The 26,667-nt window shown below is 59.6% G+C and carries 21 protein-coding genes and 1 tRNA gene; 19 read left to right on the forward strand and 3 right to left on the reverse strand.

The features are described from left to right. Window positions 1-72: 72 nt before the first annotated feature. The 4 genes from ODQ19_RS15370 (at window position 73) to ODQ19_RS15385 (ending at window position 6,235) form a co-directional block, all read left to right on the forward strand. Window positions 73-1,995, forward strand: a complete 1,923-nt coding sequence (locus tag ODQ19_RS15370) for a PrkA family serine protein kinase (RefSeq protein WP_003194732.1) — start codon at window positions 73-75, stop codon at window positions 1,993-1,995. A gap of 113 nt (window positions 1,996-2,108) precedes the next feature. Next, window positions 2,109-3,380: a YeaH/YhbH family protein gene (locus tag ODQ19_RS15375; RefSeq protein ID WP_003194735.1), complete on the forward strand. Its 1,272-nt coding sequence runs from the start codon at window positions 2,109-2,111 to the stop codon at window positions 3,378-3,380. Beyond that, window positions 3,377-4,942, forward strand: a complete 1,566-nt coding sequence (locus ODQ19_RS15380) for a SpoVR family protein (protein WP_003194736.1) — start codon at window positions 3,377-3,379, stop codon at window positions 4,940-4,942. Before ODQ19_RS15375 ends, ODQ19_RS15380 begins: the two co-directional genes overlap by 4 nt. A gap of 63 nt (window positions 4,943-5,005) precedes the next feature. Further along, window positions 5,006-6,235 carry a multifunctional CCA addition/repair protein gene (locus ODQ19_RS15385; RefSeq protein WP_330210538.1) on the forward strand — a complete coding sequence of 410 codons (1,230 nt, stop codon included), beginning with the start codon at window positions 5,006-5,008 and terminating at the stop codon, window positions 6,233-6,235. A gap of 134 nt (window positions 6,236-6,369) precedes the next feature. Here ODQ19_RS15385 and folK read toward each other — a convergent pair whose 3' ends face one another. Both folK and folB read right to left on the reverse strand, forming a co-directional pair. Then, complete coding sequence (folK, locus tag ODQ19_RS15390; protein ID WP_330210539.1) at window positions 6,370-6,888, reverse strand: 2-amino-4-hydroxy-6-hydroxymethyldihydropteridine diphosphokinase; 519 nt, start codon at window positions 6,886-6,888, stop codon at window positions 6,370-6,372. Next, on the reverse strand, window positions 6,879-7,232 hold the full coding sequence (gene folB / locus ODQ19_RS15395) for a dihydroneopterin aldolase (RefSeq protein WP_032895029.1): 354 nt from the start codon (window positions 7,230-7,232) through the stop codon (window positions 6,879-6,881). The genes folK and folB overlap by 10 nt, the downstream gene beginning before the upstream one ends. Window positions 7,233-7,306: 74 nt before the next feature. Here folB and plsY point away from each other — a divergent pair, with 74 nt between their 5' ends. Then, complete coding sequence (plsY, locus tag ODQ19_RS15400; RefSeq protein ID WP_116667964.1) at window positions 7,307-7,876, forward strand: glycerol-3-phosphate 1-O-acyltransferase PlsY; 570 nt, start codon at window positions 7,307-7,309, stop codon at window positions 7,874-7,876. A gap of 31 nt (window positions 7,877-7,907) precedes the next feature. Here plsY and tsaD read toward each other — a convergent pair whose 3' ends face one another. Next, window positions 7,908-8,933, reverse strand: coding sequence for a tRNA (adenosine(37)-N6)-threonylcarbamoyltransferase complex transferase subunit TsaD (gene tsaD, locus ODQ19_RS15405; protein WP_003194748.1), 1,026 nt, complete (start codon window positions 8,931-8,933; stop codon window positions 7,908-7,910). A 203-nt stretch (window positions 8,934-9,136) separates the two neighbouring features. On the opposite strand from tsaD, the gene rpsU reads away from it, so the two are divergent. From rpsU to pqqE, 14 genes are all read left to right on the forward strand, one after another. Next, complete coding sequence (gene rpsU / locus ODQ19_RS15410) at window positions 9,137-9,352, forward strand: 30S ribosomal protein S21 (RefSeq protein ID WP_002551877.1); 216 nt, start codon at window positions 9,137-9,139, stop codon at window positions 9,350-9,352. Between the two features lie 442 nt (window positions 9,353-9,794). Beyond that, window positions 9,795-11,765: a DNA primase gene (gene dnaG / locus ODQ19_RS15415; RefSeq protein WP_014720188.1), complete on the forward strand. Its 1,971-nt coding sequence runs from the start codon at window positions 9,795-9,797 to the stop codon at window positions 11,763-11,765. Between the two features lie 67 nt (window positions 11,766-11,832). Further along, the gene (rpoD, locus tag ODQ19_RS15420; protein WP_034128833.1) at window positions 11,833-13,680 is read left to right on the forward strand and encodes an RNA polymerase sigma factor RpoD; all 1,848 of its coding nucleotides are present in this window, start codon (window positions 11,833-11,835) and stop codon (window positions 13,678-13,680) included. A gap of 134 nt (window positions 13,681-13,814) precedes the next feature. After that, entirely contained in the window at window positions 13,815-17,558 is a 3,744-nt protein-coding gene (locus tag ODQ19_RS15425) for an EAL domain-containing protein (RefSeq protein ID WP_330210540.1), read from the forward strand. A 15-nt stretch (window positions 17,559-17,573) separates the two neighbouring features. Further along, a tRNA-Ile gene (locus ODQ19_RS15430) sits at window positions 17,574-17,650 on the forward strand. A gap of 113 nt (window positions 17,651-17,763) precedes the next feature. Then, entirely contained in the window at window positions 17,764-18,210 is a 447-nt protein-coding gene (locus ODQ19_RS15435; protein WP_003194755.1) for an Lrp/AsnC family transcriptional regulator, read from the forward strand. 147 nt (window positions 18,211-18,357) lie between these two features. After that, complete coding sequence (locus ODQ19_RS15440) at window positions 18,358-20,061, forward strand: flavin monoamine oxidase family protein (protein WP_116667961.1); 1,704 nt, start codon at window positions 18,358-18,360, stop codon at window positions 20,059-20,061. Between the two features lie 10 nt (window positions 20,062-20,071). Beyond that, on the forward strand, window positions 20,072-20,866 hold the full coding sequence (locus ODQ19_RS15445) for a carbon-nitrogen hydrolase family protein (RefSeq protein WP_116667960.1): 795 nt from the start codon (window positions 20,072-20,074) through the stop codon (window positions 20,864-20,866). 48 nt (window positions 20,867-20,914) lie between these two features. Continuing rightward, the gene (gene pqqF, locus ODQ19_RS15450) at window positions 20,915-23,290 is read left to right on the forward strand and encodes a pyrroloquinoline quinone biosynthesis protein PqqF (RefSeq protein ID WP_330210541.1); all 2,376 of its coding nucleotides are present in this window, start codon (window positions 20,915-20,917) and stop codon (window positions 23,288-23,290) included. Window positions 23,291-23,448: 158 nt separating this feature from the next. Beyond that, the gene (pqqA, locus tag ODQ19_RS15455) at window positions 23,449-23,523 is read left to right on the forward strand and encodes a pyrroloquinoline quinone precursor peptide PqqA (protein WP_003194766.1); all 75 of its coding nucleotides are present in this window, start codon (window positions 23,449-23,451) and stop codon (window positions 23,521-23,523) included. Window positions 23,524-23,594: 71 nt separating this feature from the next. Next, complete coding sequence (pqqB, locus tag ODQ19_RS15460) at window positions 23,595-24,506, forward strand: pyrroloquinoline quinone biosynthesis protein PqqB (protein WP_330210542.1); 912 nt, start codon at window positions 23,595-23,597, stop codon at window positions 24,504-24,506. A gap of 11 nt (window positions 24,507-24,517) precedes the next feature. Beyond that, on the forward strand, window positions 24,518-25,270 hold the full coding sequence (pqqC, locus tag ODQ19_RS15465) for a pyrroloquinoline-quinone synthase PqqC (RefSeq protein WP_003194770.1): 753 nt from the start codon (window positions 24,518-24,520) through the stop codon (window positions 25,268-25,270). Then, a complete protein-coding gene (gene pqqD, locus ODQ19_RS15470; RefSeq protein ID WP_046069808.1) occupies window positions 25,267-25,542 on the forward strand; it encodes a pyrroloquinoline quinone biosynthesis peptide chaperone PqqD in 276 nt (91 codons plus the stop codon). The genes pqqC and pqqD overlap by 4 nt, the downstream gene beginning before the upstream one ends. After that, window positions 25,535-26,665 carry a pyrroloquinoline quinone biosynthesis protein PqqE gene (gene pqqE, locus ODQ19_RS15475; RefSeq protein ID WP_442962753.1) on the forward strand — a complete coding sequence of 377 codons (1,131 nt, stop codon included), beginning with the start codon at window positions 25,535-25,537 and terminating at the stop codon, window positions 26,663-26,665. Before pqqD ends, pqqE begins: the two co-directional genes overlap by 8 nt. The last annotated feature ends 2 nt before the right edge of the window (window positions 26,666-26,667 follow it).

Raw genomic sequence — 26,667 nt, forward strand, 5'->3', positions numbered from 1 at the left:
TGCGCCAATGACTGCCAGCATCGACTGATTGATCCGGCGTCGGCTCCACGTATCGAGCGAGGTGACGACGTCATGAGTATCTTTAGCCACTTCCAACAACGCTTCGCGTCCACACAGCAGGAAGAGCTCACGCTTCAGGAGTATCTCGAGCTGTGCAAGCAGGACCGCAGCACTTACGCCTCTGCCGCCGAACGCCTGCTACTGGCGATTGGCGAGCCAGAACTGGTGGAAACCGCCAATAATTCGCGCCTGTCGCGGATATTTTCCAACAAGGTGATCCGCCGCTATCCGGCCTTTGAAGACTTCCATGGGATGGAAGAATGCATCGACCAGATCGTTTCCTACTTCCGCCATGCCGCCCAAGGCCTGGAAGAGAAGAAGCAGATCCTCTATCTGCTCGGCCCGGTCGGCGGCGGCAAGTCGTCCCTGGCGGAAAAACTCAAGCAATTGATCGAGAAGGTGCCCTTCTATGCGATCAAGGGCTCGCCCGTCTTCGAGTCGCCCCTGGGCCTGTTCAACGCCACGGAAGATGGCGCGATCCTCGAGGAAGACTTCGGTATCCCACGGCGCTACCTCAACACCATTATGTCGCCATGGGCCACCAAGCGCCTGGCCGAGTTCGGCGGTGATATCAGCCAGTTCCGTGTGGTGAAACTCTACCCGTCGATCCTCAACCAGATCGGCGTGGCCAAGACCGAACCCGGCGATGAAAACAACCAGGACATTTCGGCACTGGTGGGCAAAGTCGATATCCGCAAACTGGAAGAATTCCCGCAGAACGACGCCGATGCCTACAGCTATTCGGGCGCATTGTGCCGGGCCAACCAGGGCCTGATGGAATTCGTGGAGATGTTCAAGGCACCGATCAAGGTGCTGCACCCACTGCTCACCGCTACCCAGGAAGGTAACTACAACAGCACCGAAGGCCTGGGGGCGATTCCGTTTACCGGGATCCTGCTGGCCCACTCCAACGAATCGGAATGGCATACCTTCCGCAACAACAAGAACAACGAAGCCTTCATCGACCGTATCTATATCGTCAAAGTGCCGTATTGCCTGCGGGTCAGCGACGAAATCAAGATCTACGACAAACTGCTGTTCAACAGCTCCCTGGCCAAGGCCCATTGCGCCCCCGACACCCTGAAAATGCTTGCCCAGTTCACCGTACTGTCGCGCCTCAAGGAGCCGGAAAACTCCAATATCTATTCGAAGATGCGCGTCTACGACGGCGAAAATCTCAAGGACACCGATCCCAAGGCCAAGTCGATCCAGGAATACCGTGACACCGCGGGTGTAGACGAAGGCATGAACGGCCTGTCGACGCGCTTTGCGTTCAAGATCCTGTCCAAGGTCTTCAACTTCGACCCCCACGAGATTGCCGCCAACCCGGTGCACTTGCTCTACGTGCTGGAACAGCAGATTGAACAGGAGCAGTTCCAGGCCGAAACCCGTGAGCGCTACCTGCGTTTCCTCAAGGAATACCTGGCGCCGCGCTACATCGAGTTCATCGGCAAAGAAATCCAGACCGCGTACCTTGAGTCCTACAGCGAATACGGCCAGAACATCTTCGACCGCTACGTCCTGTACGCCGATTTCTGGATCCAGGATCAGGAATACCGCGACCCGGAAACCGGCGAAATCCTCAACCGCGTGGCCCTCAACGAAGAACTGGAAAAAATCGAGAAGCCCGCCGGCATCAGTAATCCGAAGGATTTCCGCAACGAAATCGTCAACTTCGTACTGCGCGCCCGTGCCAACAACAATGGCAAGAACCCCACTTGGCTCAGCTACGAGAAGCTGCGGGTGGTCATCGAGAAGAAAATGTTCTCCAACACCGAGGACCTGCTGCCCGTCATCAGCTTCAACGCCAAGGCCAGCAAGGAGGATCAGCAAAAACACAACGACTTCGTCACACGCATGGTCGAGCGAGGCTACACCGACAAACAGGTACGACTGCTCTCCGAGTGGTACCTGCGGGTTCGCAAATCGCAGTAAGGCAGCGGCAAGCGCGCACTGCCAGGCATCCGGCCTGGCAGTTGACCGCTTGTCTCTAAGCTTCCAGCTCGCGGCTTGAAGCTTGTAACGTGAAGCTGCCCGGAGGGCTCCCCATGAGCTATGTGATCGACCGACGCCTCAATGGCAAGAACAAGAGCACGGTGAACCGCCAGCGTTTCCTGCGGCGTTACCGTGACCACATCAAAAAAGCGGTAGAAGAGGCCGTTAGCCGCCGTTCCATCACCGACATGGAGCATGGCGAACAAATCAGCATTCCCGGACGGGACATCGACGAACCGGTGCTTCACCATGGCCGCGGCGGCAAACAGACCGTGGTGCACCCCGGTAACAAGGAATTCACCACCGGCGAACATATCCAACGCCCACAAGGCGGTGGCGGTGGCAAAGGCCCGGGCAAAGCCGGCAACTCTGGCGAAGGCATGGATGAATTCGTATTCCAGATCACCCAGGAAGAATTCCTCGAATTCATGTTCGAAGACCTGGAACTGCCCAACCTTGTCAAGCGCAATCTGACCGGCACCGACACCTTCAAGACCGTACGCGCAGGGATCAGCAACGAGGGCAACCCCTCGCGCATCAACATCATCCGCACCCTGCGTTCAGCCCATGCACGGCGTATCGCCCTGTCCGGCAGCAGCCGCGCCAAACTCAAGCAGGCCAAGGAAGAGTTGGCACGCTTGAAGCGCGAAGAACCGGACAACTTCGGCGATATCCAGGAAATCGAGGCGGAAATCGAAAAACTCAGCGCGCGCATCCACCGCGTGCCGTTCCTCGATACCTTTGACTTGAAATACAACCTGCTGGTCAAGCAACCCAACCCCAGCTCCAAGGCGGTGATGTTCTGCCTGATGGACGTTTCCGGCTCCATGACCCAGGCCACCAAGGACATCGCCAAACGCTTCTTTATCCTGCTGTACCTGTTTCTGAAACGGAACTACGACAAGATTGACGTAGTGTTCATCCGCCATCACACCAGCGCGCGGGAAGTGGACGAAGAGGAGTTTTTCTACTCGCGGGAAACCGGCGGCACCATCGTTTCCAGCGCACTGAAGCTGATGCAGGAAATCATGGCCGAGCGCTACCCCGCCAACGAGTGGAACATCTATGCCGCCCAAGCCTCTGACGGCGACAACTGGAACGACGACTCGCCGATCTGCCGGGACATTTTGATCAACCAGATCATGCCGTTCGTGCAGTACTACACTTACGTCGAAATCACCCCCCGTGAGCACCAGGCCCTGTGGTTCGAATACGAGCGCATCGGCGAAGCCTTTGCCGACACGTTCGCCCAGCAGCAACTGGTCTCGGCCGGCGATATCTACCCGGTCTTCCGTGAACTCTTCCAGCGCAGGTTAGTGACATGACCGCCAAAAAAGAGAACAAGCGCCAACCCATTTCCACCGGCTCCGAGTGGACCTTCGAACTGATCCAGGCCTATGACCGGGAAATCAGCCGTATCGCGGCGGGTTATGCCCTGGACACCTATCCCAACCAGATAGAAGTCATCACCGCTGAACAGATGATGGATGCCTATGCCTCCGTGGGCATGCCCCTGGGCTATCACCATTGGTCCTACGGGAAACACTTCCTCAGTACCGAGAAGTCCTACACACGCGGCCAGATGGGCCTGGCCTACGAGATCGTGATCAACTCCGACCCGTGCATCGCATACCTGATGGAAGAAAACACCATCTGTATGCAGGCGCTGGTAGTGGCCCATGCCTGCTATGGGCATAACAGTTTCTTCAAGGGCAACTACCTGTTTCGCACCTGGACAGATGCCAGTTCGATCATCGATTACCTGGTGTTCGCCAAGCAATACATCATGCAGTGCGAGGAGCGCCACGGTATCGATGCGGTGGAGGACCTGTTGGACTCCTGCCATGCGCTGATGAATTACGGCGTTGACCGCTATAAGCGCCCCTATCCGATTTCCGCCGAAGAGGAACGCCTGCGCCAGAAGGAACGCGAGGAGCACCTGCAGAAACAGATCAATGACCTGTGGCGCACCATCCCCAAGCGCGCCGACAAGAACAGCGACAAGGACAATGCACGCTTCCCCGCCGAACCGCAGGAAAACATCCTGTATTTCCTGGAAAAACACGCACCGCTGCTGGAGCCCTGGCAGCGTGAAATCGTGCGTATCGTACGCAAGATCGCGCAATATTTTTATCCACAGCGCCAAACCCAGGTGATGAACGAGGGCTGGGCAACCTTCTGGCATTACACCCTGATGAACGACCTGTACGACGAGGGCCTGGTCACTGACGGCTTTATGATGGAGTTCCTCACGTCCCATACCAGCGTGGTCTTCCAGCCAGGCTTCGACAGCCCGTACTACAACGGCATCAACCCCTATGCACTGGGTTTTGCCATGTACCGCGATATCCGCCGCATGTGCGAGCACCCCACAGAGGAAGACCGCCGCTGGTTTCCGGAAATCGCCGGCAGCGACTGGCTATCGACCATCAAGTTCGCCATGAGCAGCTTCAAGGATGAGAGTTTTATCCTGCAGTACCTGTCGCCCCAGGTGATCCGCGACCTCAAGCTGTTCAGCATCCTGGACGACGACCTCAAGGACGACCTGGTAGTACCTGCCATCCACGACGAACCCGGCTACCGCATCATTCGCGAAACCCTGGCCGCGCAATACAACCTCGGTAACCGCGAGCCTAACGTGCAGATCTACAGCATCGACGTGCGTGGCGACCGTTCGCTGACCCTGCGTCACCAGCAGCATGACCGCAAACCCTTGGGCGAATCCACTGAGGAAGTGCTCAAGCACCTGCATCGGCTCTGGGGCTTTGATATTCATCTGGAAACCCTGCAGGGCGACCAAGTGATGAAAACCCATCATGTGCCACCGCGCAGCGATCATAACGACAACGACTACGGCCGCCTGGACATGGCCGTCGTTCATCTCTGAAACAGCAAAGCCTCCATTGGCCAGGCTCAGGCGTTATCCTGTGCCACTAATGGAGGCTTTTTCATGAAAATCTACAAAGTCGGCGGCGCCGTGCGTGATCGCCTTCTGGGCATCGAGGTCACCGATATAGACCGCGTCGTCGTTGGCGCGACGGCCGAAGAGATGCTCGCCAAAGGTTATAAACCGGTGGGCGCCGATTTCCCGGTATTTCTCGACCCGAAAAACGGCGACGAATACGCCCTCGCTCGCACCGAACGCAAGAATGGCCGGGGTTACGGCGGCTTTATATTCCATGCGAGCCCCGACGTTACGCTGGAAGAAGACCTGATCCGGCGAGACCTGACCATCAACGCCATGGCAGAGGACGACGAGGGTAACCTGACCGATCCTTATCAGGGTCAACGCGACCTTGAAGCGCGTATTTTACGGCACGTTTCTCCCGCATTCGCCGAAGATCCCCTCCGCGTGCTGCGCGTTGCGCGTTTCGCCGCGCGCTATGCGCCTCTCGGCTTCACAGTCGCCCCTGAGACCCTGGAGTTAATGCGCCAACTCAGTGAGTCCGGCGAGTTGGAGGCGCTTACCCCCGAGCGCAGCTGGAAGGAAATCTCACGGGCGCTGATGGAAGATCAACCCCAGGTATTTATTCAAGTACTGCGTGACTGCGACGCACTGAAAACCTTGATGCCGGAAGTGGACGCGCTGTTCGGTGTGCCGCAGCCCGCAGCTCACCACCCGGAAATAGACACCGGCGTGCACACCTTGAGCGTGCTGGAGCAAGCTGCCCTGCACAAGCAACCGCTGAGCGTGCGCTGGGCCTGCCTGTTGCACGACCTGGGCAAAGGCCTGACGCCTGTGGATAAGTTACCGCAGCATATTGCTCACGAGCAACGCGGCCTGAAGCTGATCAAAGCGGTGAACGAGCTTTTCAAGGCGCCGAGGGATTGCCAGGAGTTGGCCTTGCTGGTGGGGCAATATCATACTCACGGGCATCGAGCGCTTGAGCTCAAGGCCTCGACATTGCTGGAGTTGCTGCAAAGCTTCGACGTGTACCGTCGGCCGCAACGCTTTGAAGAGTTCGTGGTGGCCTGCGAAATGGACGCTCGTGGCCGCGAGGGTTTTGAGCAACGCAGTTATCCACAGGCCGATTATTTGCGCGCAGCAGCAAAGGCTGCACGCGAAGTGCCGGTCGCGCCGCTGCTAGAAAAGGGTTTCAAAGGCCCCGAACTGGGCGAGGCGCTCAAGCGCGAACGGCTCAAGGCGCTTAAAGCCTACAAGGAAAATCCCTCACCCTAGGCGATGGCCGTTGTGGCGAGGGAGCTTGCTCCCGCGGGACCGGGCTGGCGCTCCAGTGCGAAGCGCTCCCAAGATAGTGGGGCTGCTGCGCAGCCCAGCGGGAGCAAGCTCCCTCGCCACAACAAGCTCGGCTCCTACAAAAGAGCGTGTGGCGTGATTGGCTGCCCCTGCCACTCGAACGCCACAGGTGCCAATACCTGATCAATCTGCGCGTCTCGCCATAATTCGGCCATTGTCTTGCCCGCCTCAGGGTGCATACGGTCCGGCGCCATCATCGACAGCGGCCACAACACAAAGGCGTTTTTCAGAATTTCGGCCCGCGGCAAGATCAATCCATCGAAATTGCCCACCCAATCGCCATACAACAACACATCGATATCCAACGGCAGGCCTTTGCGGTCGGGCGCGTAGCGACCATTGTCAGCCTCGATGGATTTCAAGCGGCGATCCAACTCCACCAACGGCAGGTCGGTATAAGCCGACACCACCAGATTGAAAAACGGTCCACTTTTGATCCCCACCGGCTGGCTTTCGAACACCGCCGAACAGCGCATATCCGTCAAGAAACCCGCCAACGCATCCAAGCCGGCGCATAGGCGAGCCTCGCGGTCGATATTGCTGCCAAGCCCGAGGTAAACCTGAGTCAACGACATCCGCGCTCGATCTCCACGCCCACGCCCTTGGCAGCCGGTACCGCGCCGGGCTTGGTCAACTTGAGGTGCAGCCAGGGAATCTGGAATTCACTCATCAGCACTTCGGCCAGACGCTCGGCAAAGGTTTCCACCAGTTGGTACTGAGACTGCTCGGCAAAGGCCTGGATACGCGCAGACACCCTGGCGTAATCCAGTGCCAGGGTCAGGTCATCACCGGCCGCAGCTGGGCGATTATCCCAGGCGAAGCTCAGGTCCAGGCGCAGGCATTGCCGGATTCCGCGCTCCCAGTCGTAAGCCCCGATCACGGTGTCGACTTCCAGGCCTTCGATAAACACTCTGTCCAAGCACTTTTCTCCGCAGCACGACAAGGGCGCGATGCCCCGTTAGAATCAGGGCGTCCTCGCCCGGAATAGTTAGCATGTTTTGGTCACTGGCGATTTTCGCCTACCTGCTCGGCTCGCTGTCCTTCGCCATTTTGCTCAGCCGCTTGACGGGAAATCCCGATCCGCGAATGAGTGGCTCAGGCAATGCCGGCGCCACCAATATGTTGCGCCTGGCCGGCAAGAAACTCGCCGTCCTGACCTTGCTGGGCGACGTGTGCAAGGGCCTGCTGCCCGTGCTGATCGCCAGCCTCGTCGGCCTTAGCTTGCAACAGCAAGCCTGGGTGGGCCTATGTGCCGTCCTGGGCCACCTGTTCCCGTTGTACTTCCGTTTTCGCGGCGGCAAGGGCGTCGCCACGGCGGCCGGCCTGCTACTGGGCATTTACCCCCCTGCGGCGTTACTGGCCATGCTCGCCTGGCTGCTGACGTTCTACCTGACCCGCACCAGCTCGCTGGCCGCGCTGATTGCCACGCCGCTGACCCTGCCGCTGCTGGCCTGGCAGGAACCGCAAGCGCTGCTGCCGATGAGCGTGCTGACACTGCTGATCGTCTGGCGCCACCGCGGCAATCTACGCGACCTGTTTGCCGGGCGCGAACGGCATTTTTAAATTCTCCGCCTGGATCCGGCGCCCTTGAACCTTACAACGGCGGCAATTGCTCCATCGGCCAGCGCGCCTGCACGCTGATCGCCAGACTTTCGTGCTGCCCGGCCTGCAAGCGCTGGCAACCGGCATAGGCGATCATTGCGCCGTTGTCAGTGCAGAACTCAGGGCGTGCGTAGAACACATTGCCATTCATATCGCCGAGCATTTTTTCCAGGGAACTGCGCAACGCCTTGTTGGCGCTGACGCCGCCTGCGATCACCAGCCGCTTCATGCCCGCCTGTTTCAGGGCGCGCTTGCACTTGATGGTCAAAGTCTCCACCACAGCCTGCTGGAACGCCAGCGCGATGTCGCAACGGGCTTGCTGGCCGTCGTCCCCGGCGCTGACGCTCTGCTGCCAGGTGTTCAAGGCAGAGGTTTTCAAGCCGCTGAAACTGAACATCAAGCCAGGACGATCACACATCGGCCGCGGGAACGTGTAGCGACCGGCAACGCCGTTCTCGGCAAGGCGGGCGATTTCCGGACCACCCGGATAATTAAGTCCCATCATCTTCGCGGTTTTGTCGAACGCTTCACCCGCGGCATCGTCCAGCGACTCGCCCAAGAGTGTGTATTGGCCGATCCCATCCACCTGAACCAGCTGCGTATGCCCGCCCGAAACCAACAAAGCGACGAACGGGAACTCTGGCGGTGTTTTTTCCAGCATGGGCGCCAATAAGTGGCCTTCCATATGGTGCACGCCAAGGGCAGGAATACCCCAGGCAAAGGCCAACGCCTGGGCGCAAGAGGCCCCAACCAGCAGGGCTCCGACCAATCCGGGGCCGGCGGTGTAAGCGATGGCATCGATCTCGGTTGCCACACAGCCGGCCTCATCCAGCACCTGGCGGATCAACGGCAGCATGCGCTTGACGTGATCGCGGCTGGCAAGCTCCGGCACCACGCCGCCATAGGCGCGATGCAGGTCGATCTGACTAAACAGTGCATCGGCCAAAAGCCCGCGTTCACTGTCGTATAGTGCGACTCCGGTTTCGTCGCAGGAGGTTTCAAGTCCCAGTACTAGCATGGGTTTGCGCCTTGTAGAGGCTGAATTCGAAGGCGCGCATAATAGTCGCCACTCCCCCTCCCGACTAGCGGTTTTCGATCAGAGGCTTTGCATTCCGGGCAATGAGGGGTTAACATCCGCAACCCTTAAAAACCGACGACCTCAGCCGCGAATTTTTTGCGACGAGAACGTTGATTCCCGGTAATGAAAGAAGGTAGCTCTGGATGCCAGCCGTCAAAGTAAAAGAGAACGAACCCTTCGACGTAGCTCTGCGTCGTTTCAAGCGCTCCTGCGAAAAAGCCGGTGTTCTGGCTGAAGTTCGTAGCCGCGAATTTTATGAGAAGCCAACTTCTGAGCGTAAGCGCAAAGCAGCAGCCGCTGTTAAGCGTCACGCTAAGAAAGTTCAGCGCGAACAGCGCCGCGCCGTTCGTCTGTACTAATACACAGACGTTCGTAGCAAGCTTCTGCCAAGCCCGGCCCTCAGCCGGGCTGTTGGCATTTGCGGATATCGCTTGATGCTTCACCGTCGACGCCGCACACGCGACCGAGACACTGCTTCACACGTCAGGGCTGGCTCTTTTGTCAGCGGTGCACGTCTCTTCTGACGAGCCTAACAAGGCTACTGACGAGCACACCTATTCTTCAAACAGACGATCAACTGTATCGGCTGTGCCCAACGATGCGTTTCCGAGGCCGCCATTGGCCAAGACCGGACGCCCGGGCAACATTTCCATGCCGAAGACTGATCAGAAACTATCCTCAGTAAATATTCGGCAGATACACTCCCTGATGACCCACGCAGACGATGATGATCGAGCATTCCATACGTGCGCTTGAACACATCACGGGCCCTCATTTACACGCAGTGATGACGAGAACGCCATGGCCGGGCTGATTCCCCAGAGCTTTATTGACGACCTTCTGAACCGCACCGACATCGTCGATGTTGTCAGCTCACGCGTACAGCTGAAAAAAGCCGGCAAAAACTACACCGCCTGCTGCCCTTTCCATAAAGAAAAAACCCCATCCTTCAGTGTCAGCCCCGACAAGCAGTTCTATTACTGTTTCGGTTGCGGCGCGGGCGGGAATGCCCTGGGCTTCTTGATGGACCACGACAACCTGGACTTCCCCCAGGCTGTCGAGGACTTGGCCAAAGCCGCGGGCATGGAAGTGCCCCGCGAAGAAAGTGGCCGGCCGCACAAACCCCGGCAACCCACCGATTCGCCGCTGTATCCGCTGCTGACCGCCGCTGCCGATTTTTACCGCCAGGCACTCAAGAGCCATCCGCAGCGCAAGGCCGCTGTCGATTACCTTAAAGGGCGCGGCCTCACCGGCGAAATTGCTCGGGACTTCGGACTCGGCTTCGCCCCGCCGGGCTGGGACAATCTGTATAAACACCTGAGCAGCGACACCCTCCAGCAAAAGGCCATGATCGATGCCGGCCTGTTGGTGGAAAACGCCGAGACTGGAAAGCGCTATGACCGCTTCCGCGACCGCGTGATGTTCCCGATCCGCGACAGCCGTGGCCGCATCATCGCCTTCGGCGGCCGTGTACTCGGGGACGACAAGCCCAAGTACCTGAACTCTCCGGAGACCCCGGTGTTCCACAAGGGCCAGGAACTCTACGGCCTGTTCGAAGCACGCAAGAACAACCGCAACCTCGACGAGATCATCGTGGTTGAAGGCTATATGGACGTGATCGCCCTGGCCCAACAAGGCTTGCGCAACGCGGTCGCGACCCTCGGCACCGCCACCAGCGAAGAACATTTGAAGCGCCTGTTCCGCGTCGTGCCCAGCGTGCTGTTTTGCTTTGACGGCGACCAGGCCGGCCGCAACGCCGCCTGGCGCGCGCTCGAAGCCACGCTGTCGAGCCTGCAGGATGGGCGCCGCGCACGCTTCCTGTTCCTGCCCGAAGGCGAAGACCCGGACACCCTGGTGCGCTCGGAAGGTACCGACGCGTTCCGCGCACGCATCAATCAACATGCGCAGCCGCTGGCGGATTATTTTTTCCAGCAACTGACCGAAGAAGCCGACCCGCGCTCCCTCGAGGGCAAGGCCCATATGGCCACCCTCGCGGCGCCGCTGATCGACAAAGTTCCGGGCGCCAACTTGCGCACGCTGATGCGCCAGCGCCTGCTGGAGATCACCGGCTTGAGCGGTGAAGCCGTAAGCCAGCTGGTGCACAGCGCCCCGCAAGAGGCGCCGCCAGCCTACGACCCCGGCATGGATTACGACGCCATGCCGGACTACGCCGATTTCCACCAGCCTCAGGAAGCCTTCGCGCCCCAGCAGGAATGGACGCCGAAAAAGCCCGGCGCAGGCGGCAAGAAGTGGGATAAAAAGCCGTGGAGCAAAAACGGCAAACGCGGTGATCGCGATGAAGCCTACGCGCCACGCACGCCCGTAGCGGTGGAAGCCCCCACATTGATTGCACTGCGCACACTGATTCACCACCCGCAATTGGCCGGCAAGGTTGAAAGTGCCGACCACTTTGCCAACGAAAGCAATACCTATGCTCAGGTGCTTATTGCACTGATCGAAGCCGTGCAGAAAAACCCTAAGCTAAACTCAATTCAGTTGATGGCTCGCTGGCACGGCACGGAACAGGGCCGTTTATTGCGGGCACTGGCGGAAAAGGAGTGGCTAATTGACGGCGACAACCTTGAACAACAGTTTTTAGACACCATTAATAGGTTATCCGCGGGTCAACACACTCAGACCCTCGACGAACTTATCAAGAGAGCGAGGCAGCCGGGATTATCGGCTGAAGAGCAAATTCAGATAGCAAAACAGATGCGCGACCTCTTAAAACAGAATGTTTACGCATCAAACCCGACCTCAGCTGGCGTGTGAGGTCATAGCTCGGGTATAATCCTCGGCTTGTTTTTTGCCCGCCAAGACCTTCAGTGGATAGGGTGTTATGTCCGGAAAAGCGCAACAGCAGTCTCGTATCAAAGAGTTGATACTTCTCGGTCGTGAGCAGGGTTACCTGACTTACGCGGAGGTCAACGACCACCTGCCTGAGGATATTTCAGATCCTGAGCAGGTGGAAGACATCATCCGCATGATTAACGACATGGGGATCAACGTATTCGAAGTCGCGCCAGATAAGGATTCCCTTATGCTGGCCGACGCTGATACCGACGAGGCCGCCGCTGAGGAAGCTGCTGCCGCGCTGGCTGCAGTAGAGACCGATATCGGCCGCACGACAGACCCTGTGCGCATGTATATGCGCGAAATGGGTACCGTCGAGCTGCTGACACGCGAAGGCGAAATCGAAATCGCCAAGCGTATCGAAGAGGGCATCCGTGAAGTGATGGGCGCCATTGCGCACTTCCCTGGCACGGTTGACCACATTCTCTCCGAGTACACTCGCGTCACCACCGAAGGTGGCCGCCTGTCCGACGTCCTGAGCGGTTATATCGACCCGGACGACGGCATTGCGCCGCCTGCCGCCGAAGTACCGCCGCCTGTTGATGCGAAAGCCGCAAAAGCGGACGACGACTCCGACGACGACGAAGCTGAAAGCAGCGACGACGAAGAAGAAGCCGAAAGCGGTCCAGACCCGGTCATCGCTGCCCAGCGCTTCGGTGCGGTTTCCGATCAAATGGAAATCACCCGCAAGGCCCTGAAGAAGCATGGTCGCGGCAACAAGCAGGCGATTGCCGAGCTGGTGGCCCTGGCTGAGCTGTTCATGCCGATCAAGCTGGTGCCTAAGCAATTCGAAGGCCTGGTTGAGCGTGTTCGCAGTGCTCTTGAACGTCTGCGTGCCCAAGAGCGTGCGATCATGCAGCTCTGTGTGCGTGATGCGCGCATGCCGCGTACCGATTTCCTGCGCCAGTTCCCGGGCAACGAAGTTGACGAAAGCTGGAGCGACGCACTGGCCAAGGGCAAGGCGAAATACGCCGAAGCCATCGGCCGCCTGCAGCCCGATATCATCCGTTGCCAGCAGAAGCTGACCGCGCTTGAGACCGAAACCGGCCTGACGATTGCAGAAATCAAAGACATCAACCGTCGCATGTCGATCGGTGAGGCCAAGGCCCGCCGCGCGAAGAAAGAGATGGTTGAAGCGAACTTGCGTCTGGTGATCTCCATCGCCAAGAAGTACACCAACCGTGGCCTGCAATTCCTTGATCTGATCCAGGAAGGCAACATCGGCTTGATGAAGGCGGTGGACAAGTTCGAATACCGTCGCGGCTACAAGTTCTCGACTTATGCCACCTGGTGGATCCGTCAGGCGATCACTCGCTCGATCGCCGACCAGGCCCGCACCATCCGTATTCCGGTGCACATGATCGAGACCATCAACAAGCTCAACCGCATTTCCCGGCAGATGTTGCAGGAAATGGGTCGCGAACCGACCCCGGAAGAGCTGGGCGAACGCATGGAAATGCCTGAGGATAAAATCCGCAAGGTATTGAAGATCGCTAAAGAGCCGATCTCCATGGAAACGCCGATTGGTGATGACGAAGACTCCCATCTGGGTGATTTCATCGAAGACTCGACCATGCAGTCGCCAATCGATGTCGCCACTGTTGAGAGCTTGAAAGAAGCGACTCGCGACGTACTGTCCGGCCTCACTGCTCGTGAAGCCAAGGTACTGCGCATGCGTTTCGGCATCGACATGAATACCGACCACACCCTTGAGGAAGTCGGTAAGCAGTTTGACGTGACCCGTGAGCGGATCCGTCAGATCGAAGCCAAGGCGCTGCGCAAGTTGCGCCACCCGACGCGAAGCGAGCATCTGCGCTCCTTCCTCGACGAGTGATACCAGAACCCCCGGCCCAGGCCGGGGGTTTTGCTTTCTACCGATTCCTTTGCACAGATTAACTGCCCCGCACCACCCGCCCTCGCAATGCCCGTCTACACTCGAGACATTCCCCGTGCCATAACGAGACCGTTATGCCCAGATTGCCGACCGTGATACTGCTGTCGCTGCTGACCTGGACCGCAACGGCTGGCGCGTTGACTCTTACGGATGATGAGCGTAGCTGGTTGGCGGACCATCAGGAGCTGCGCCTAGGCGTGGATGCGTCTTGGCCACCTTTTGAATATCGCGATGAAAATGGCCGATATCAGGGCTTGGCAGCCGATTACGTACGCCTGCTCCAGGACCGCCTGGGTGTGCGAATCAAACTGATCGAACCGGTTAACTGGACCGCGGTGCTTGAACAAGCCCGCAATAACCAACTCGACCTGCTACCTGGCATCATGTCCACCCCCGAACGCCAGAACTTCCTGGCCTTCACACGCCCCTATCTCGACTTTCCCATCGTCATCCTGGCCCATGAAGGCGGCGCGAAACCACGCAGTCTCAAGGATTTGTACGGGCTGAAAATTGCCGTGGTGGAAAACTACGCGCCCCATGAACTGCTGCGTACCCACCATCCGGACCTTAATCTTGTGGCGATGCCCAACGTCAGTTCGACGCTGCAAGCCCTGGCCACCGATGAAGTGGATGCCGTGGTCGGCGACCTCGCCTCCAGCGTCTGGAGCCTGCGCCAACTCAAGCTCGACGGCCTGTACGTCAGCGGCGAAACACCCTATCGCTACCAACTGGCGATGGGCGTGCCGCGGGATGAGAAAATCCTGGTGGGCATCCTGGACAAAGTCCTCGCCGACCTCAGCTCAGCCGAGACGGATGCGATCCAGCAGCACTGGGTCGGCAGCTTCACCGATCACCGCACCTTCTGGGCTGACCTGCTCACGTACGGCCTGCCAGCGGTGCTGCTATTGAGTACGGTGCTGGCAATCGTCATTCGGATCAATCGCCGGCTCAGCTCGGAAATTTCCCGCCGGGTCGCCCTTGAGCAAGAACTGCGAAGCAGCGAGTACCACTATCGCGGCTTGGTGGAGAGCTTGTCCGCCATCGCCTGGGAAGCAAGCATCAGCGATTTCACCTACAGCTACGTGTCGCCCCATGCCGAAGAGCTACTCGGCTATCCCCGCGCACATTGGCTGATTCCAGGCTTCTGGCGCAACATCATCCACCCCGCCGACCTGACCCGCGCCGAGGCCTATTGCTATCGGGAAACTCGCGCTAACCGTGATCACAGTATTGATTACCGGGTCATCACCGCTGATGGCCGCTGCCTGTGGGTACGTGACATTGTCAGCCTGATCGAACACGGCCACGAGCCGGTGCTGCGTGGCCTGATGATCGACATCAGCGAAGCCAAGCGCACCGAAGAAGCCCTGCAACTGTCCGAGCAGAAATTTGCCTCGGTGTTTCAGCAGTGTCCGGACATCCTGGTGATTGCTCGGTTGTCTGATGGTTGTTTGCTGGAGGTCAACAAGGCATTCGAGGACCAGATTGGCCTGAGCTCTGATGAGGTCGTGGGCAAAACCGCCTCGGATCTGAATATATGGGGCATTCAGGGCGTCGGCCCGGATTTGCTGCAGCGGGTACAGACCACCAGTATCCGTAACCTGGAAATGTCCTTTCTGCGCAGCAATGGTCAGGCATTTACCGGGCTGATCTCAGCTGAGCCGTTCCAACTCGATACCACTGAAGCCCTGGTGGTGGTGGTGCGCGATATCACCGAGCTCAAGGAAACCCAACAGCAGCTGCAAACCTCCGAAGAGAAATTCGCCAAGGCATTCCATGCTTCCCCCGACGGTTTACTACTGAGTCGCCAAAGGGATGGCCTGCTGATTGAAGTGAACGAAGGTTTCAGCCACCTGACCGGCTTCACCAGCGCCTCCTCACTTGACCAATCAACCTTGGACCTAGGCATCTGGGTCGACCTCAACGAACGCAAACACATGCTGGAGTTGATGCAGCGCGACGGCTTTGTCCGCGATTTCATCTGTCATATCCGTCGTGCCGACGGCCAGCTTCGCCTCTGCGAAGTGTCCAGCCGCCCACTGCCGATTGGCGACGAAGAATGCATGCTGACCATCGCCCGGGACATCACCGAACGCCAGTTGATGCAGGAAAAACTGCAGCAGGCCGCCACGGTGTTCGAAAGCACCGCCGAGGGTGTCTTGATCACCGACACACGGCAGAACATCAGCGCCGTCAACCGCGCCTTCACTGAGATAACCGGTTACAGCGAGGTTGAAGCCCTTGGCCATACCCCGCGCCTGCTTGCCTCCGGCCTGCATGACAGCGCGTTCTATGCGGCGATGTGGCACCAGCTGACGGCCCACGGTCACTGGCAAGGAGAGATCTCCAACCGCCGCAAGAACGGCGAGGTGTATCCGAGCTGGCTGACCATCAGCGCCGTGCGTAACCGCGAGCACTTGGTCACTCACTTCGTCGCCGTGTTCGCCGACATCTCCAGCCTCAAGCTGGCCCAGGCACGCCTGGATTATCAGGCCCACCACGACCCATTGACTGGCCTGCCCAACCGCACCTTGTTTGAAAACCGGCTGCAGGCCGCACTCAACGGCCAGCAGGAAAGTGGTAAACAGGGCGCGGTGTTGTTTCTCGACCTCGATCGCTTCAAACACATCAACGACAGCCTCGGCCACCCGGTCGGCGACCTGCTGCTCAAAGACATCGCCGTACGCCTCAAGGAGCAGTTGCGGGACGTGGACACCGTTGCTCGCTTGGGCGGCGACGAATTCATCATCCTCCTGCCCGGCTTGCAACAGGCGAGCGACGCCCAGCACTTGGCGAACAAACTGCTCGACTGTTTTACCCCGCCATTCCAGGCCGGCGAGCATGAGTTCTTTATCAGCGCCAGTATCGGCACCAGCCTATATCCGCAAGACGGTACTGACGTCGCCACCCTGGTCAAAAATGCCGACGCCGCGATGTATCGCTCCAAAGCCAAGGGGCGTAACCGGGTCGAGCGCTATACCCGCGACCTGACTGCCCAAGCCAATGAACGCGTAGCGCTGGAGCACGAACTGCGCCGCGCCATCGAACGTGAAGAATTGAGCTTGTATTACCAACCCAAGCGCAACCTCGTCACCCAACAACTGATCGGCGCCGAAGCCTTGATCCGCTGGCACCACCCGACGCTGGGCGAGGTCCCGCCCGAGCACTTTATCGCCTTGGCCGAAGAGAACGGCATGATCCTGCAAATCGGCGACTGGGTACTGGAACAGGCGTGCCGGCAGCTGCACGCCTGGCAAGCGGCTTTCGAGGATTTCGGCCCCCTGTCGGTCAACCTCGCAGGCGCCCAACTGCGTCACCCCAACCTGCTGTCACGCATCGAACAACTGCTGCGCGATTACCGCCTCGAACCCGGCTGCCTGCAACTGGAAATCACCGAAAACTTCATCATGAGCCAAGCAGAAGAAGCACTCGCGGTGTTGCACCAACTCAAGCGCCTGGGCGTCCAGCTGGCGATCGATGATTTCGGCACCGGCTACTCGTCCCTCAGCTACCTCAAGCGCCTGCCCCTGGACTTCCTCAAGATCGACCAATCCTTCGTCCGCGGCTTGCCCGACGACCCTCACGATGCAGCCATCGTGCGCGCCATCATCGCCCTCGGCCACAGCATGCAATTCACCATCATCGCCGAAGGCGTGGAGACCCCGGCACAACAAGCATTCCTCGCAAGCGAGGGGTGTGAACAGATGCAGGGCTACATCGTCAGCCTGCCTCTGCCGCCGGAGCTTTTTGCCGCCAGCTTCCTTCGTACACGGCATGAGGATTTTTCGGATGGCACAGTGAACAAACCATCGTTATAATCCGCGACCTACTGAGGGCCTATAGCTCAGTTGGTTAGAGCAGGGGACTCATAATCCCTTGGTCGTAGGTTCGAGTCCTACTGGGCCCACCACACAAGAAAGCCGCGCATTGCGCGGCTTTTGCGTATCTGGCCGAGTGATTTTTTCCGCAGGGCCAAGCCTGTAACATGCCTGCTCACTGCCCGCCCGCACTGGAGCTCTCCCCTTGCCCGCCCTAGACGAAATCGACCGCCAACTGATCGCCGCCCTGCAGCTCAATGCCCGTGAAAGCGTGGCCATGCTCGCCCGGCAGTTGGGCATCGCGCGTACCACCGTCACGTCGCGTCTGGCACGCCTGGAGAAAACCCAGGTCATCACCGGTTACGGCGTGCGCCTGGGCCAGCGCGTTGCGGATGGTGGGTTGCAGGCTTACGTGGGCATTACCGTGCAACCCCGTTCGGGCAAAGAGGTGTTGCGCAGGCTAAGCGCCATGGCCCAGGTGCAGCAGCTGTGCGCGGTGAGTGGGGAGTTCGATTATGTGGCTTGGCTGCGTACCGATTCGCCGGAGCAACTGGACCAATTACTGGACCAGATCGGCAGTGTCGACGGTGTGGAGAAAACCACCACCTCGATCATCCTCAGTAACAAATTGGATCGCGGACAACCAATCTGATCACCATCTTCGTCATATTGACTAAAACTAGCGCAATACGACGACACATTGCGTCTTATTAACGAGCGCAACGCTCCCTAAACTGGCTGCCATCTTTTCCTATACTCAACGGGCCCTCCTCCCGCCGAGCCGTCAGTAAGGTCAGCCATGAGCATTCCGTCCAGCACCCTCAGCAAGCCCAATCGCCACCCGGGCGACGGTAAGAAACCCATCACCATCTTCGGCCCGGACTTCCCGTTTGCCTTTGATGACTGGATCGAACACCCTGCCGGGCTGGGCAGTATTCCTGCTGCTAATCACGGCGCCGAAGTGGCAATTGTGGGTGCCGGGATCGCGGGCCTGGTTGCGGCGTACGAGCTGATGAAACTCGGGCTCAAGCCCGTTGTGTATGAAGCCTCGAAGATGGGTGGTCGCTTGCGCTCCCAAGCCTTTGAAGGCGCCGAAGGCATCATCGCCGAGCTGGGCGGTATGCGGTTCCCGGTGTCGTCCACGGCGTTCTACCATTACGTGGACAAACTGGGACTGGAAACCAAGCCCTTTCCCAACCCGCTGACGCCGGCGTCCGGCAGCACCGTGATCGATCTGGAAGGCCAGACCCACTACGCGCAAAAACTCGCCGACTTGCCTGCTCTGTTCCAGGAAGTGGCCGATGCCTGGGCCGACGCCCTGGAGGCCGGTTCGCAGTTCGGCGATATCCAGCAGGCAATCCGCGACCGTGACGTGCCGCGGCTCAAGGAGCTATGGAACAAGCTCGTGCCGCTGTGGGATGACCGCACCTTCTACGACTTCGTCGCCACCTCCAAAGCCTTCGCCAAATTGTCGTTTCACCACCGCGAAGTGTTTGGCCAGGTCGGTTTCGGTACCGGCGGCTGGGACTCTGACTTCCCCAACTCCATGCTGGAAATCTTCCGCGTGGTGATGACTAACTGCGATGATCATCAACACCTGATCGTCGGTGGCGTGGCACAAGTGCCCATGGGCATCTGGCGCCACGTGCCGGAGCGCTGCGCACACTGGCCGGCCGGCACCAGCCTGAGCTCGCTGCATAGAGGCGCACCACGAGCAGGCGTGAAGCGCATTGCCCACGCCGCCGATGGCCGCTTTGCCGTTACCGACAACTATGGTGACACCCGCGAATACGCGGCGGTGCTGACCACCTGCCAAAGTTGGCTGCTGACCACACAGATCGAATGCGACGAAACCCTGTTCTCACAAAAAATGTGGATGGCCCTGGATCGCACTCGCTACATGCAGTCATCGAAAACCTTCGTGATGGTTGACCGCCCATTCTGGAAAGACAAAGACCCGCAAACCGGGCGCGACCTAATGAGCATGACCCTCACCGACCGCCTGACCCGGGGCACGTACCTGTTCGATAATGGCGACGACAAGCCGGGGGTGATCTGCTTGTCCTACTCATGGATGAGCGACGCGCTGAAAATGCTGCCCCAGCCTATCGACAAGCGGGTGAAACTGGCCCTCGATGCGCTGAAGAAGATCTACCCCAACGTTGACATCAAGGCGCGCATCATCGGCGACCCGATCACCGTGTCCTGGGAGGCCGATCCACATTTCCTCGGGGCCTTCAAAGGCGCTTTGCCCGGTCACTATCGCTATAACCAGCGGATGTATGCGCACTTCATGCAAAAGGATATGCCTGCCGAACAACGCGGGATCTTCATCGCGGGTGATGATGTATCGTGGACGCCTGCATGGGTCGAAGGCGCCGTACAAACCTCGCTCAACGCGGTATGGGGCATCATGAACCACTTCGGTGGCAGCACCCACCCGGAGAACCCAGGCCCAGGCGACGTGTTCGATGAAATAGGGCCAATCGCCCTCGCAGAATAAGGAGTTGAGCATGCGTGTCGCCCTGTACCAATGCCCGCCGCTGCCGCTGGATGTGGCCGCTAACCTGCAGCGCCTGCACCAGTTGGCCCATGAGGCACACGGCGCCGATGTGCTGGTGCTGCCAGAGATGTTCCTCAGCGGCTATAACATTGGCGCCGAAGCCGTTGGCGCACTGGCCGAGGCACAGGATGGGCCATCGGCGCAGGCGATTGCCCAACTGGCGCAAAGTGCTGGGCTGGCGATCCTGTATGGCTACCCGGAACGGGCCGAAGACGGCCAGGTCTACAACGCGGTGCAGTTGATCGATGCTCAGGGCAACCGCCTGTGCAACTACCGCAAGACTCACTTGTTTGGCGATCTTGACCACTCGATGTTCAGCGCCGGCCCCGATGATTTCCCGGTGGTGGAATTGAACGGTTGGAAGGTGGGCATGCTGATTTGCTACGACCTGGAGTTTCCGGAAAACACTCGGCGCCTGGCCCTGGCCGGTGCCGAACTGATCCTGGTGCCCACCGCCAATATGGTGCCGTTCGACTTCGTTGCCGACGTCACCGTGCGGGCGCGAGCCTTTGAAAACCAATGCTTCGTGGCCTATGCCAACTATTGCGGGCACGAAGGCGAGATTCACTACTGCGGGCAAAGCAGCATTGCCGCGCCGGACGGCCAACGAATTGCCCAGGCCGGCCTGGATGAAGCCTTGATCGTCGGCACCCTGGATCGCCAATCTATTGTCGACGCCCGCGCCGCCAACCACTACCTGCAAGACCGTCGCGCCGAACTCTACGGCGCACTGCACAAGCCCTGACCCATTGGGTTTGCTAGCATAGGCACTTCCCACGCCTCGGAAGTGCCCATGCCTGCGCCGGTTCACCCTCATCCCGTTCACCTGACCCTCGCCAATGGCCTGCGGGTTTGCCTGCGCCATGCGCCGCGCTTGAAGCGCTGCGCCGCCGTTTTACAGGTGGCTGCCGGCAGCCATGACGTGCCATTGGCTTCGCCTGGGCTGGCGCATTTTCTTGAGCACTTGTTGTTTCTCGGTACCGAGCGTTTTCCAGCAGGCGAAGGGCTGATGGCCTACGTGCAGCGCCACGGTGGGCAGGTCAACGCCAGCACCCGTGAGCGCACCACCGAGTTCTTCTTTGAACTGCCGGGGCCGGTTTTTGCAGACGGGCTGGCGCGTTTGGCGGATATGCTGGCTCACCCACGCCTGGCCCTCGACGATCAACAACGTGAACGCGAAGTGCTGGACGCGGAGTTCATCGCCTGGTCCCAGGATGCCAAGGCCCAACAGCAAGTGGCGCTGCTGCAAGGCTTGGCGGCAGATCATCCCCTGCGAGGTTTTCATGCCGGCAACCGCGACAGCCTGCCGGTGGAAAGCGACGACTTTCAGCACGCCTTGCGTGGGTTCCACGCAGACTTTTATCAAAGCGGGCAGATGACCTTGAGCCTCGCCGGCCCACAATCGCTGAGCGACCTTCAGGCCTTGGCCCAGCAGTTCAGTGACCAACTGACGCCCGGGCCATTGCACCCGCAGGCCGCTCCACCGGCCTTGATGCAAGGCTCGGCACGCTGCTATCAACACACCGCCGATCGCCACCTGCATCAAGTCATTACCTGTGACGCGCCACGGGAAGCGCTGGCGTTTCTCTGCACCTGGCTCAACGCCTCGGCCCCCGGCGGGTTGCTCGCCGAACTGCAAGCACGACGACTGGCCACCGCGCTGCAGGCGTCCGTGCTGTACCAATTCGCGGATCAAGCCGTGCTGGATATCCACTTCACTCTCGGCAGCGAGCGCGAACCGGCCACGCCGATCGAAGAGCTGCTGCACGACTGGCTGAGTTTCTTCGCACACAGCGACTGGACAGCGTTACGCGAAGAGTTCGCCTTGCTCAATGCTCGCCAACAACAGGTCCAAGGCGCCCTAGCGTTGGCGCGCAACGATGCCCAAGACCTGTCGGAACAAGGCGCAGCAGCCCTCAAGACCATGCTCGATTCACTGCACCTGCCCGCCTCCCGGCACCCTTGGCAACTGCCGCCCAACAACCCTTTGCTTCGTGCGCCCGCCAAGGAAGAACGCGCCGGCCTGATTCGCGGCCAAACCAGCGCCCATCGTGGCTTGCGTACCTTTGCTCAGGATCGCACACGGGGCCGGCGGGAGCGGTCGACATTGACCTTCAGCCAGGCGTTGGCGGATGACACTGGCGAAGGCGCGCTATACCTGCACTGGCGGTTTGACTCGGCCGTACCCACCGGGCTGGAAGGCCTGTTGCGGCCGTTGCGCGAACAGGCACGCCAGGCGGGCGTCGAGTTGTCTTGCGAAGCGATCGCCACTGACTGGCAGGTGAGAATGCACGGCCTTCACGAGCCCATGCCGGCGGTGCTCGAAGCACTGGCGCTGTGTTTGAGTGACTCGAATGAACCTTTGCCTGCGCCCGCTCCCGTGCCGATGATCGCCATCCGGGAACTGCTCAAGGCGTTGCCTGCTTGCTGTGCGAGTGTTCAGCCCGAGCCTCAGGAGACGACAGCATCATGGGCTACCGCGCGCTGGCAGGGGCTGGGCACGGGCCTGCCCCCCGCCTGTGAAACCGCGATCAAAGCCGCAGCGGCCCGGCTGCCTGGGCAACCGGCAACTACGCCTTTCACACCCCAGGCCCTTGACGGACACAAGCGCTGGCAAGAAGTCAGCACCGAATCCAGCGAAGCAGCGCTACTGTTATTTTGCCCAACGCCGACTCAATCCCTCGCCGATGAAGCCAACTGGCGGTTGCTCGGGCACGTGCTCCAGGGGCCGTTCTACCAGCGTTTGAGAGTCGAACTGCAAATCGGCTACGCCGTGTTCAGCGGCATCCGACAGATCAACGGCCAAACCGGCCTGCTGTTTGGGGTGCAATCGCCCAGCACTTCCCTAGACGGCATCGTCCAACAGTTGCAGACCTTCCTGGGGCAACTGCCGTCGTTGATCGAGCGCAGCCCCGACGTGGGTAACCAGGCCCTCGCACAGCAGTTCGCGGCCCAGACGCTGCCTATCAACGAAGCTGCCGACTTGCTCTGGCATGCGCACCTGGCAGGTCATTCGTCGGGTTATCTGGATCAGCTTCAACAGTTGATCCAAGCGTGCACACGCGAGGATGTGCAGCGCGCCGCGCAACAACTCACTGACGCCGCAGGCGGCTGGCAATGCGTGGCCAACGGGCCGCGTATCAACGACGACTGGCAACCATCGCCGTGATCATTGCCAACCCTGCAACAGGCTTTCTCCACCGAGACAGCGCTAACTTGAATAAAATTGCGTAACATTGCGCAGCAATATCTGAACATCTCCAACAGGAGGTGGACTATATGTATTACTTGGTAGTGAACGTCCCATCCCTTGATAGGAGTAAGAATATGACCTGGTCCAAACCTGCTTACACTGATCTGCGTATTGGTTTCGAAGTCACCATGTACTTCGCCAGCCGTTGATTGGCTGAGTGATACAACGCCTCGGTTCGCCCGGGGCGTTTTTGTTTTGAGCTGTGCTTGATGGAGCGATCATGTTTGTCCAGATTCTAGGTTCCGCCGCCGGCGGTGGCTTCCCGCAGTGGAACTGCAACTGCGTGAATTGCGCAGGCTTTCGCGATGGCAGCCTGCGGGCCCAGGCGCGTACCCAGTCGTCCATCGCGATCTCCGACGATGGCGTGAATTGGGTGCTCTGCAATGCCTCGCCGGATATCCGCGCGCAACTCCAGGGCTTTGCGCCCATGCAACCGGGCCGCGCCCTGCGCGATACCGGCATCAGCGCAATCATCCTGATGGACAGCCAGATCGACCACACCACCGGCCTGCTGAGCCTGCGCGAAGGCTGCCCGCACCAGGTGTGGTGCACCGACATGGTCCACGAAGACCTGAGCACCGGTTTCCCGTTGTTCACCATGCTGACCCACTGGAACGGTGGCCTGGCCTGGAACCGCATCGAGTTGGACGCCAGCTTCACCATCCCGGCCTGCCCCAACCTGCGCTTTACCCCGCTGCCATTGCGCAGCGCCGCACCGCCCTATTCGCCACACCGCTTCGACCCGCACCCCGGTGACAACATCGGTCTGATCGTCGAAGACCTGCGCACCGGCGGCAAATTGTTCTATGCCCCGGGGCTGGGCAAGGTCGACGCACAGCTGCTGGACATCATGGCCGGCAGTGACTGCCTGCTGGTCGACGGCACGATGTGGGACGACGATGAAATGCAGCGCCGTGGCGTCGGCACCCGCACCGGGCGTGAGATGGGCCACCTGGCACAGAACGGCCCCGGCGGCATGCTTGAAGTGCTCGATCAATTGCCCAAACAGCGCAAAGTGCTTATCCACATCAACAACACCAACCCGATCCTCGATGAAGACTCCCCCGAGCGAGCGGAGCTGGTGCGACGCAATGTCGAAGTGGCTTACGACGGCATGAGCATTGAATTGTAGGAGCGATCGAAATGACCGACACACCGTTGAGCAAGGCTGAGTTCGAAGCGGCCCTGCGCGCCAAGGGCGCCTTCTACCATATCCATCACCCCTACCATGTGGCGATGTACGAAGGCCGCGCCAGCCGTGAGCAGATCCAGGGCTGGGTCGCCAATCGCTTCTACTATCAGGTGAATATCCCTCTGAAAGACGCGGCGATCCTGGCTAACTGCCCAGACCGTGAAATCCGTCGCGAATGGATCCAGCGCCTGCTCGACCACGACGGCGCGCCCGGTGAAGACGGCGGTATCGAAGCCTGGCTGCGCCTGGGCCAGGCTGTGGGCCTGGACCCCGACCAACTGCGCTCCCAAGAGTTGGTGCTGCCCGGCGTACGCTTCGCCGTGGACGCCTATGTCAACTTCGCCCGCCGCGCCAGCTGGCAAGAAGCCGCCAGCAGCTCGCTGACAGAGCTGTTCGCGCCGCAAATCCACCAGTCGCGCCTCGACAGTTGGCCCCAGCATTACCCGTGGATCGACCCGGCCGGTTACGAGTACTTCCGCACACGCCTGGGCCAGGCCCGTCGCGATGTGGAACACGGCTTGGCGATCACCCTGCAGCACTACACCACCCGCGAGGGGCAGGAGCGCATGCTGGAAATTCTCCAGTTCAAACTGGACATCCTGTGGAGCATGCTGGACGCCATGAGCATGGCTTACGAACTCAAACGCCCGCCCTATCACAGCGTGACCGAACAGCGGGTATGGCATAAAGGGATCACCCTATGAGCTTTGATCGCAGCAAAAAACCGACCTGGCGCCAGGGCTATCGCTACCAGTACGAGCCTGCACAGAAAGGCCATGTGTTGCTCTACCCCGAAGGCATGATCAAGCTCAACGATAGCGCCGCATTGATCGGTGGCTTGATCGACGGCGAGCGCGACGTTGCGGCAATCATTGCCGAGCTGGATAAGCAGTTCCCCGGTGTGCCAGAGCTGGGTGAAGACATCGAGCAATTCATGGAGGTCGCCCGTGCTGAGCACTGGATCACCCTTGCCTGAAAAGCCAGCCATCGGCCTGCCGCTGTGGCTGCTAGCCGAGCTGACCTATCGCTGCCCGCTGCAGTGCCCGTATTGCTCCAACCCGCTGGATTTCGCCGAGCAGGGCAAGGAGCTGAGCACCGAACAATGGATCAAGGTATTTCGCGAAGCCCGTGAAATGGGTGCTGCGCAGTTGGGATTTTCCGGCGGTGAGCCGCTGGTGCGCCAGGACCTGGCCGAACTGATCGGCGAGGCTCGCAAGCTGGGCTTCTACACCAACCTGATCACCTCAGGCATCGGCCTCACCGAACAAAAAATCAGCGACTTCAAGAAGGCCGGCCTGGACCATATCCAGATCAGCTTCCAGGCCAGTGACGAGCAGGTGAACAACCTGCTGGCCGGCTCGAAAAAAGCCTTCGCGCAAAAACTGGAAATGGCCCGAGCGGTGAAAGCCCACGGCTACCCGATGGTGCTGAACTTCGTCACCCATCGGCACAATATCGACAAGATCGACCGCATCATCGAACTGTGCATTGCGCTGGAAGCGGATTTCGTCGAACTCGCCACCTGCCAGTTCTACGGCTGGGCACAGCTTAATCGCGTGGGTTTGCTGCCCACCCGCGAGCAGTTGGTGCGCGCCGAACGCATCACCAATGAATACCGCGCCAAACTGGAAGCCGAAGGCCACCCCTGCAAGCTGATCTTCGTGACACCGGATTACTACGAGGAGCGCCCCAAAGCCTGCATGAACGGCTGGGGCAGCATCTTCCTGACAGTCACACCCGACGGCACCGCCCTGCCCTGTCACGGCGCGAGGCAGATGCCAGTGCAGTTTCCCAATGTGCGCGACCACAGCATGCAGCACATCTGGTACGACTCATTTGGCTTCAATCGCTTTCGTGGCTACGACTGGATGCCTGAGCCATGCCGTTCATGCGACGAAAAAGAAAAGGACTTCGGCGGCTGCCGTTGCCAGGCCTTCATGCTCACCGGTGACGCCAGCAACGCCGACCCGGTATGCAGCAAATCCGAGCAGCACGGCATCATCCTTCAGGCGCGGGAAGAGGCCGAACATGCCACCCAGACCATCGAGCAAATGGCCTTTCGCAATGAGCGCAACTCAAGGCTCATTGCAAAAGGCTGAGG

Origin of the sequence: Pseudomonas sp. AM4(2022) (assembly GCF_036346515.1) — a bacterium.
GTDB classification, from domain to species: Bacteria; Pseudomonadota; Gammaproteobacteria; order Pseudomonadales; family Pseudomonadaceae; genus Aquipseudomonas; species Aquipseudomonas paracarnis.

Excerpts from the sequence above, each read along its gene's own strand:
- ODQ19_RS15370 (WP_003194732.1), top strand. The coding sequence starts at position 73 with ATGAGTATCTTTAGCCACTTCCAACAACGCTTCGCGTCCACACAGCAG.
- dnaG (WP_014720188.1), top strand. The coding sequence starts at position 9,795 with ATGGCCGGGCTGATTCCCCAGAGCTTTATTGACGACCTTCTGAACCGC.
- pqqB (WP_330210542.1), top strand. The coding sequence starts at position 23,595 with ATGTTTGTCCAGATTCTAGGTTCCGCCGCCGGCGGTGGCTTCCCGCAG.
- ODQ19_RS15445 (WP_116667960.1), top strand. The coding sequence starts at position 20,072 with ATGCGTGTCGCCCTGTACCAATGCCCGCCGCTGCCGCTGGATGTGGCC.
- rpsU (WP_002551877.1), top strand. The coding sequence starts at position 9,137 with ATGCCAGCCGTCAAAGTAAAAGAGAACGAACCCTTCGACGTAGCTCTG.
- ODQ19_RS15385 (WP_330210538.1), top strand. The coding sequence starts at position 5,006 with ATGAAAATCTACAAAGTCGGCGGCGCCGTGCGTGATCGCCTTCTGGGC.
- rpoD (WP_034128833.1), top strand. The coding sequence starts at position 11,833 with ATGTCCGGAAAAGCGCAACAGCAGTCTCGTATCAAAGAGTTGATACTT.
- pqqF (WP_330210541.1), top strand. The coding sequence starts at position 20,915 with ATGCCTGCGCCGGTTCACCCTCATCCCGTTCACCTGACCCTCGCCAAT.
- ODQ19_RS15425 (WP_330210540.1), top strand. The coding sequence starts at position 13,815 with ATGCCCAGATTGCCGACCGTGATACTGCTGTCGCTGCTGACCTGGACC.
- pqqC (WP_003194770.1), top strand. The coding sequence starts at position 24,518 with ATGACCGACACACCGTTGAGCAAGGCTGAGTTCGAAGCGGCCCTGCGC.
- tsaD (WP_003194748.1), bottom strand. The coding sequence starts at position 8,933 with ATGCTAGTACTGGGACTTGAAACCTCCTGCGACGAAACCGGAGTCGCA.
- ODQ19_RS15440 (WP_116667961.1), top strand. The coding sequence starts at position 18,358 with ATGAGCATTCCGTCCAGCACCCTCAGCAAGCCCAATCGCCACCCGGGC.
- pqqD (WP_046069808.1), top strand. The coding sequence starts at position 25,267 with ATGAGCTTTGATCGCAGCAAAAAACCGACCTGGCGCCAGGGCTATCGC.
- plsY (WP_116667964.1), top strand. The coding sequence starts at position 7,307 with ATGTTTTGGTCACTGGCGATTTTCGCCTACCTGCTCGGCTCGCTGTCC.
- ODQ19_RS15380 (WP_003194736.1), top strand. The coding sequence starts at position 3,377 with ATGACCGCCAAAAAAGAGAACAAGCGCCAACCCATTTCCACCGGCTCC.
- ODQ19_RS15375 (WP_003194735.1), top strand. The coding sequence starts at position 2,109 with ATGAGCTATGTGATCGACCGACGCCTCAATGGCAAGAACAAGAGCACG.
- folK (WP_330210539.1), bottom strand. The coding sequence starts at position 6,888 with ATGTCGTTGACTCAGGTTTACCTCGGGCTTGGCAGCAATATCGACCGC.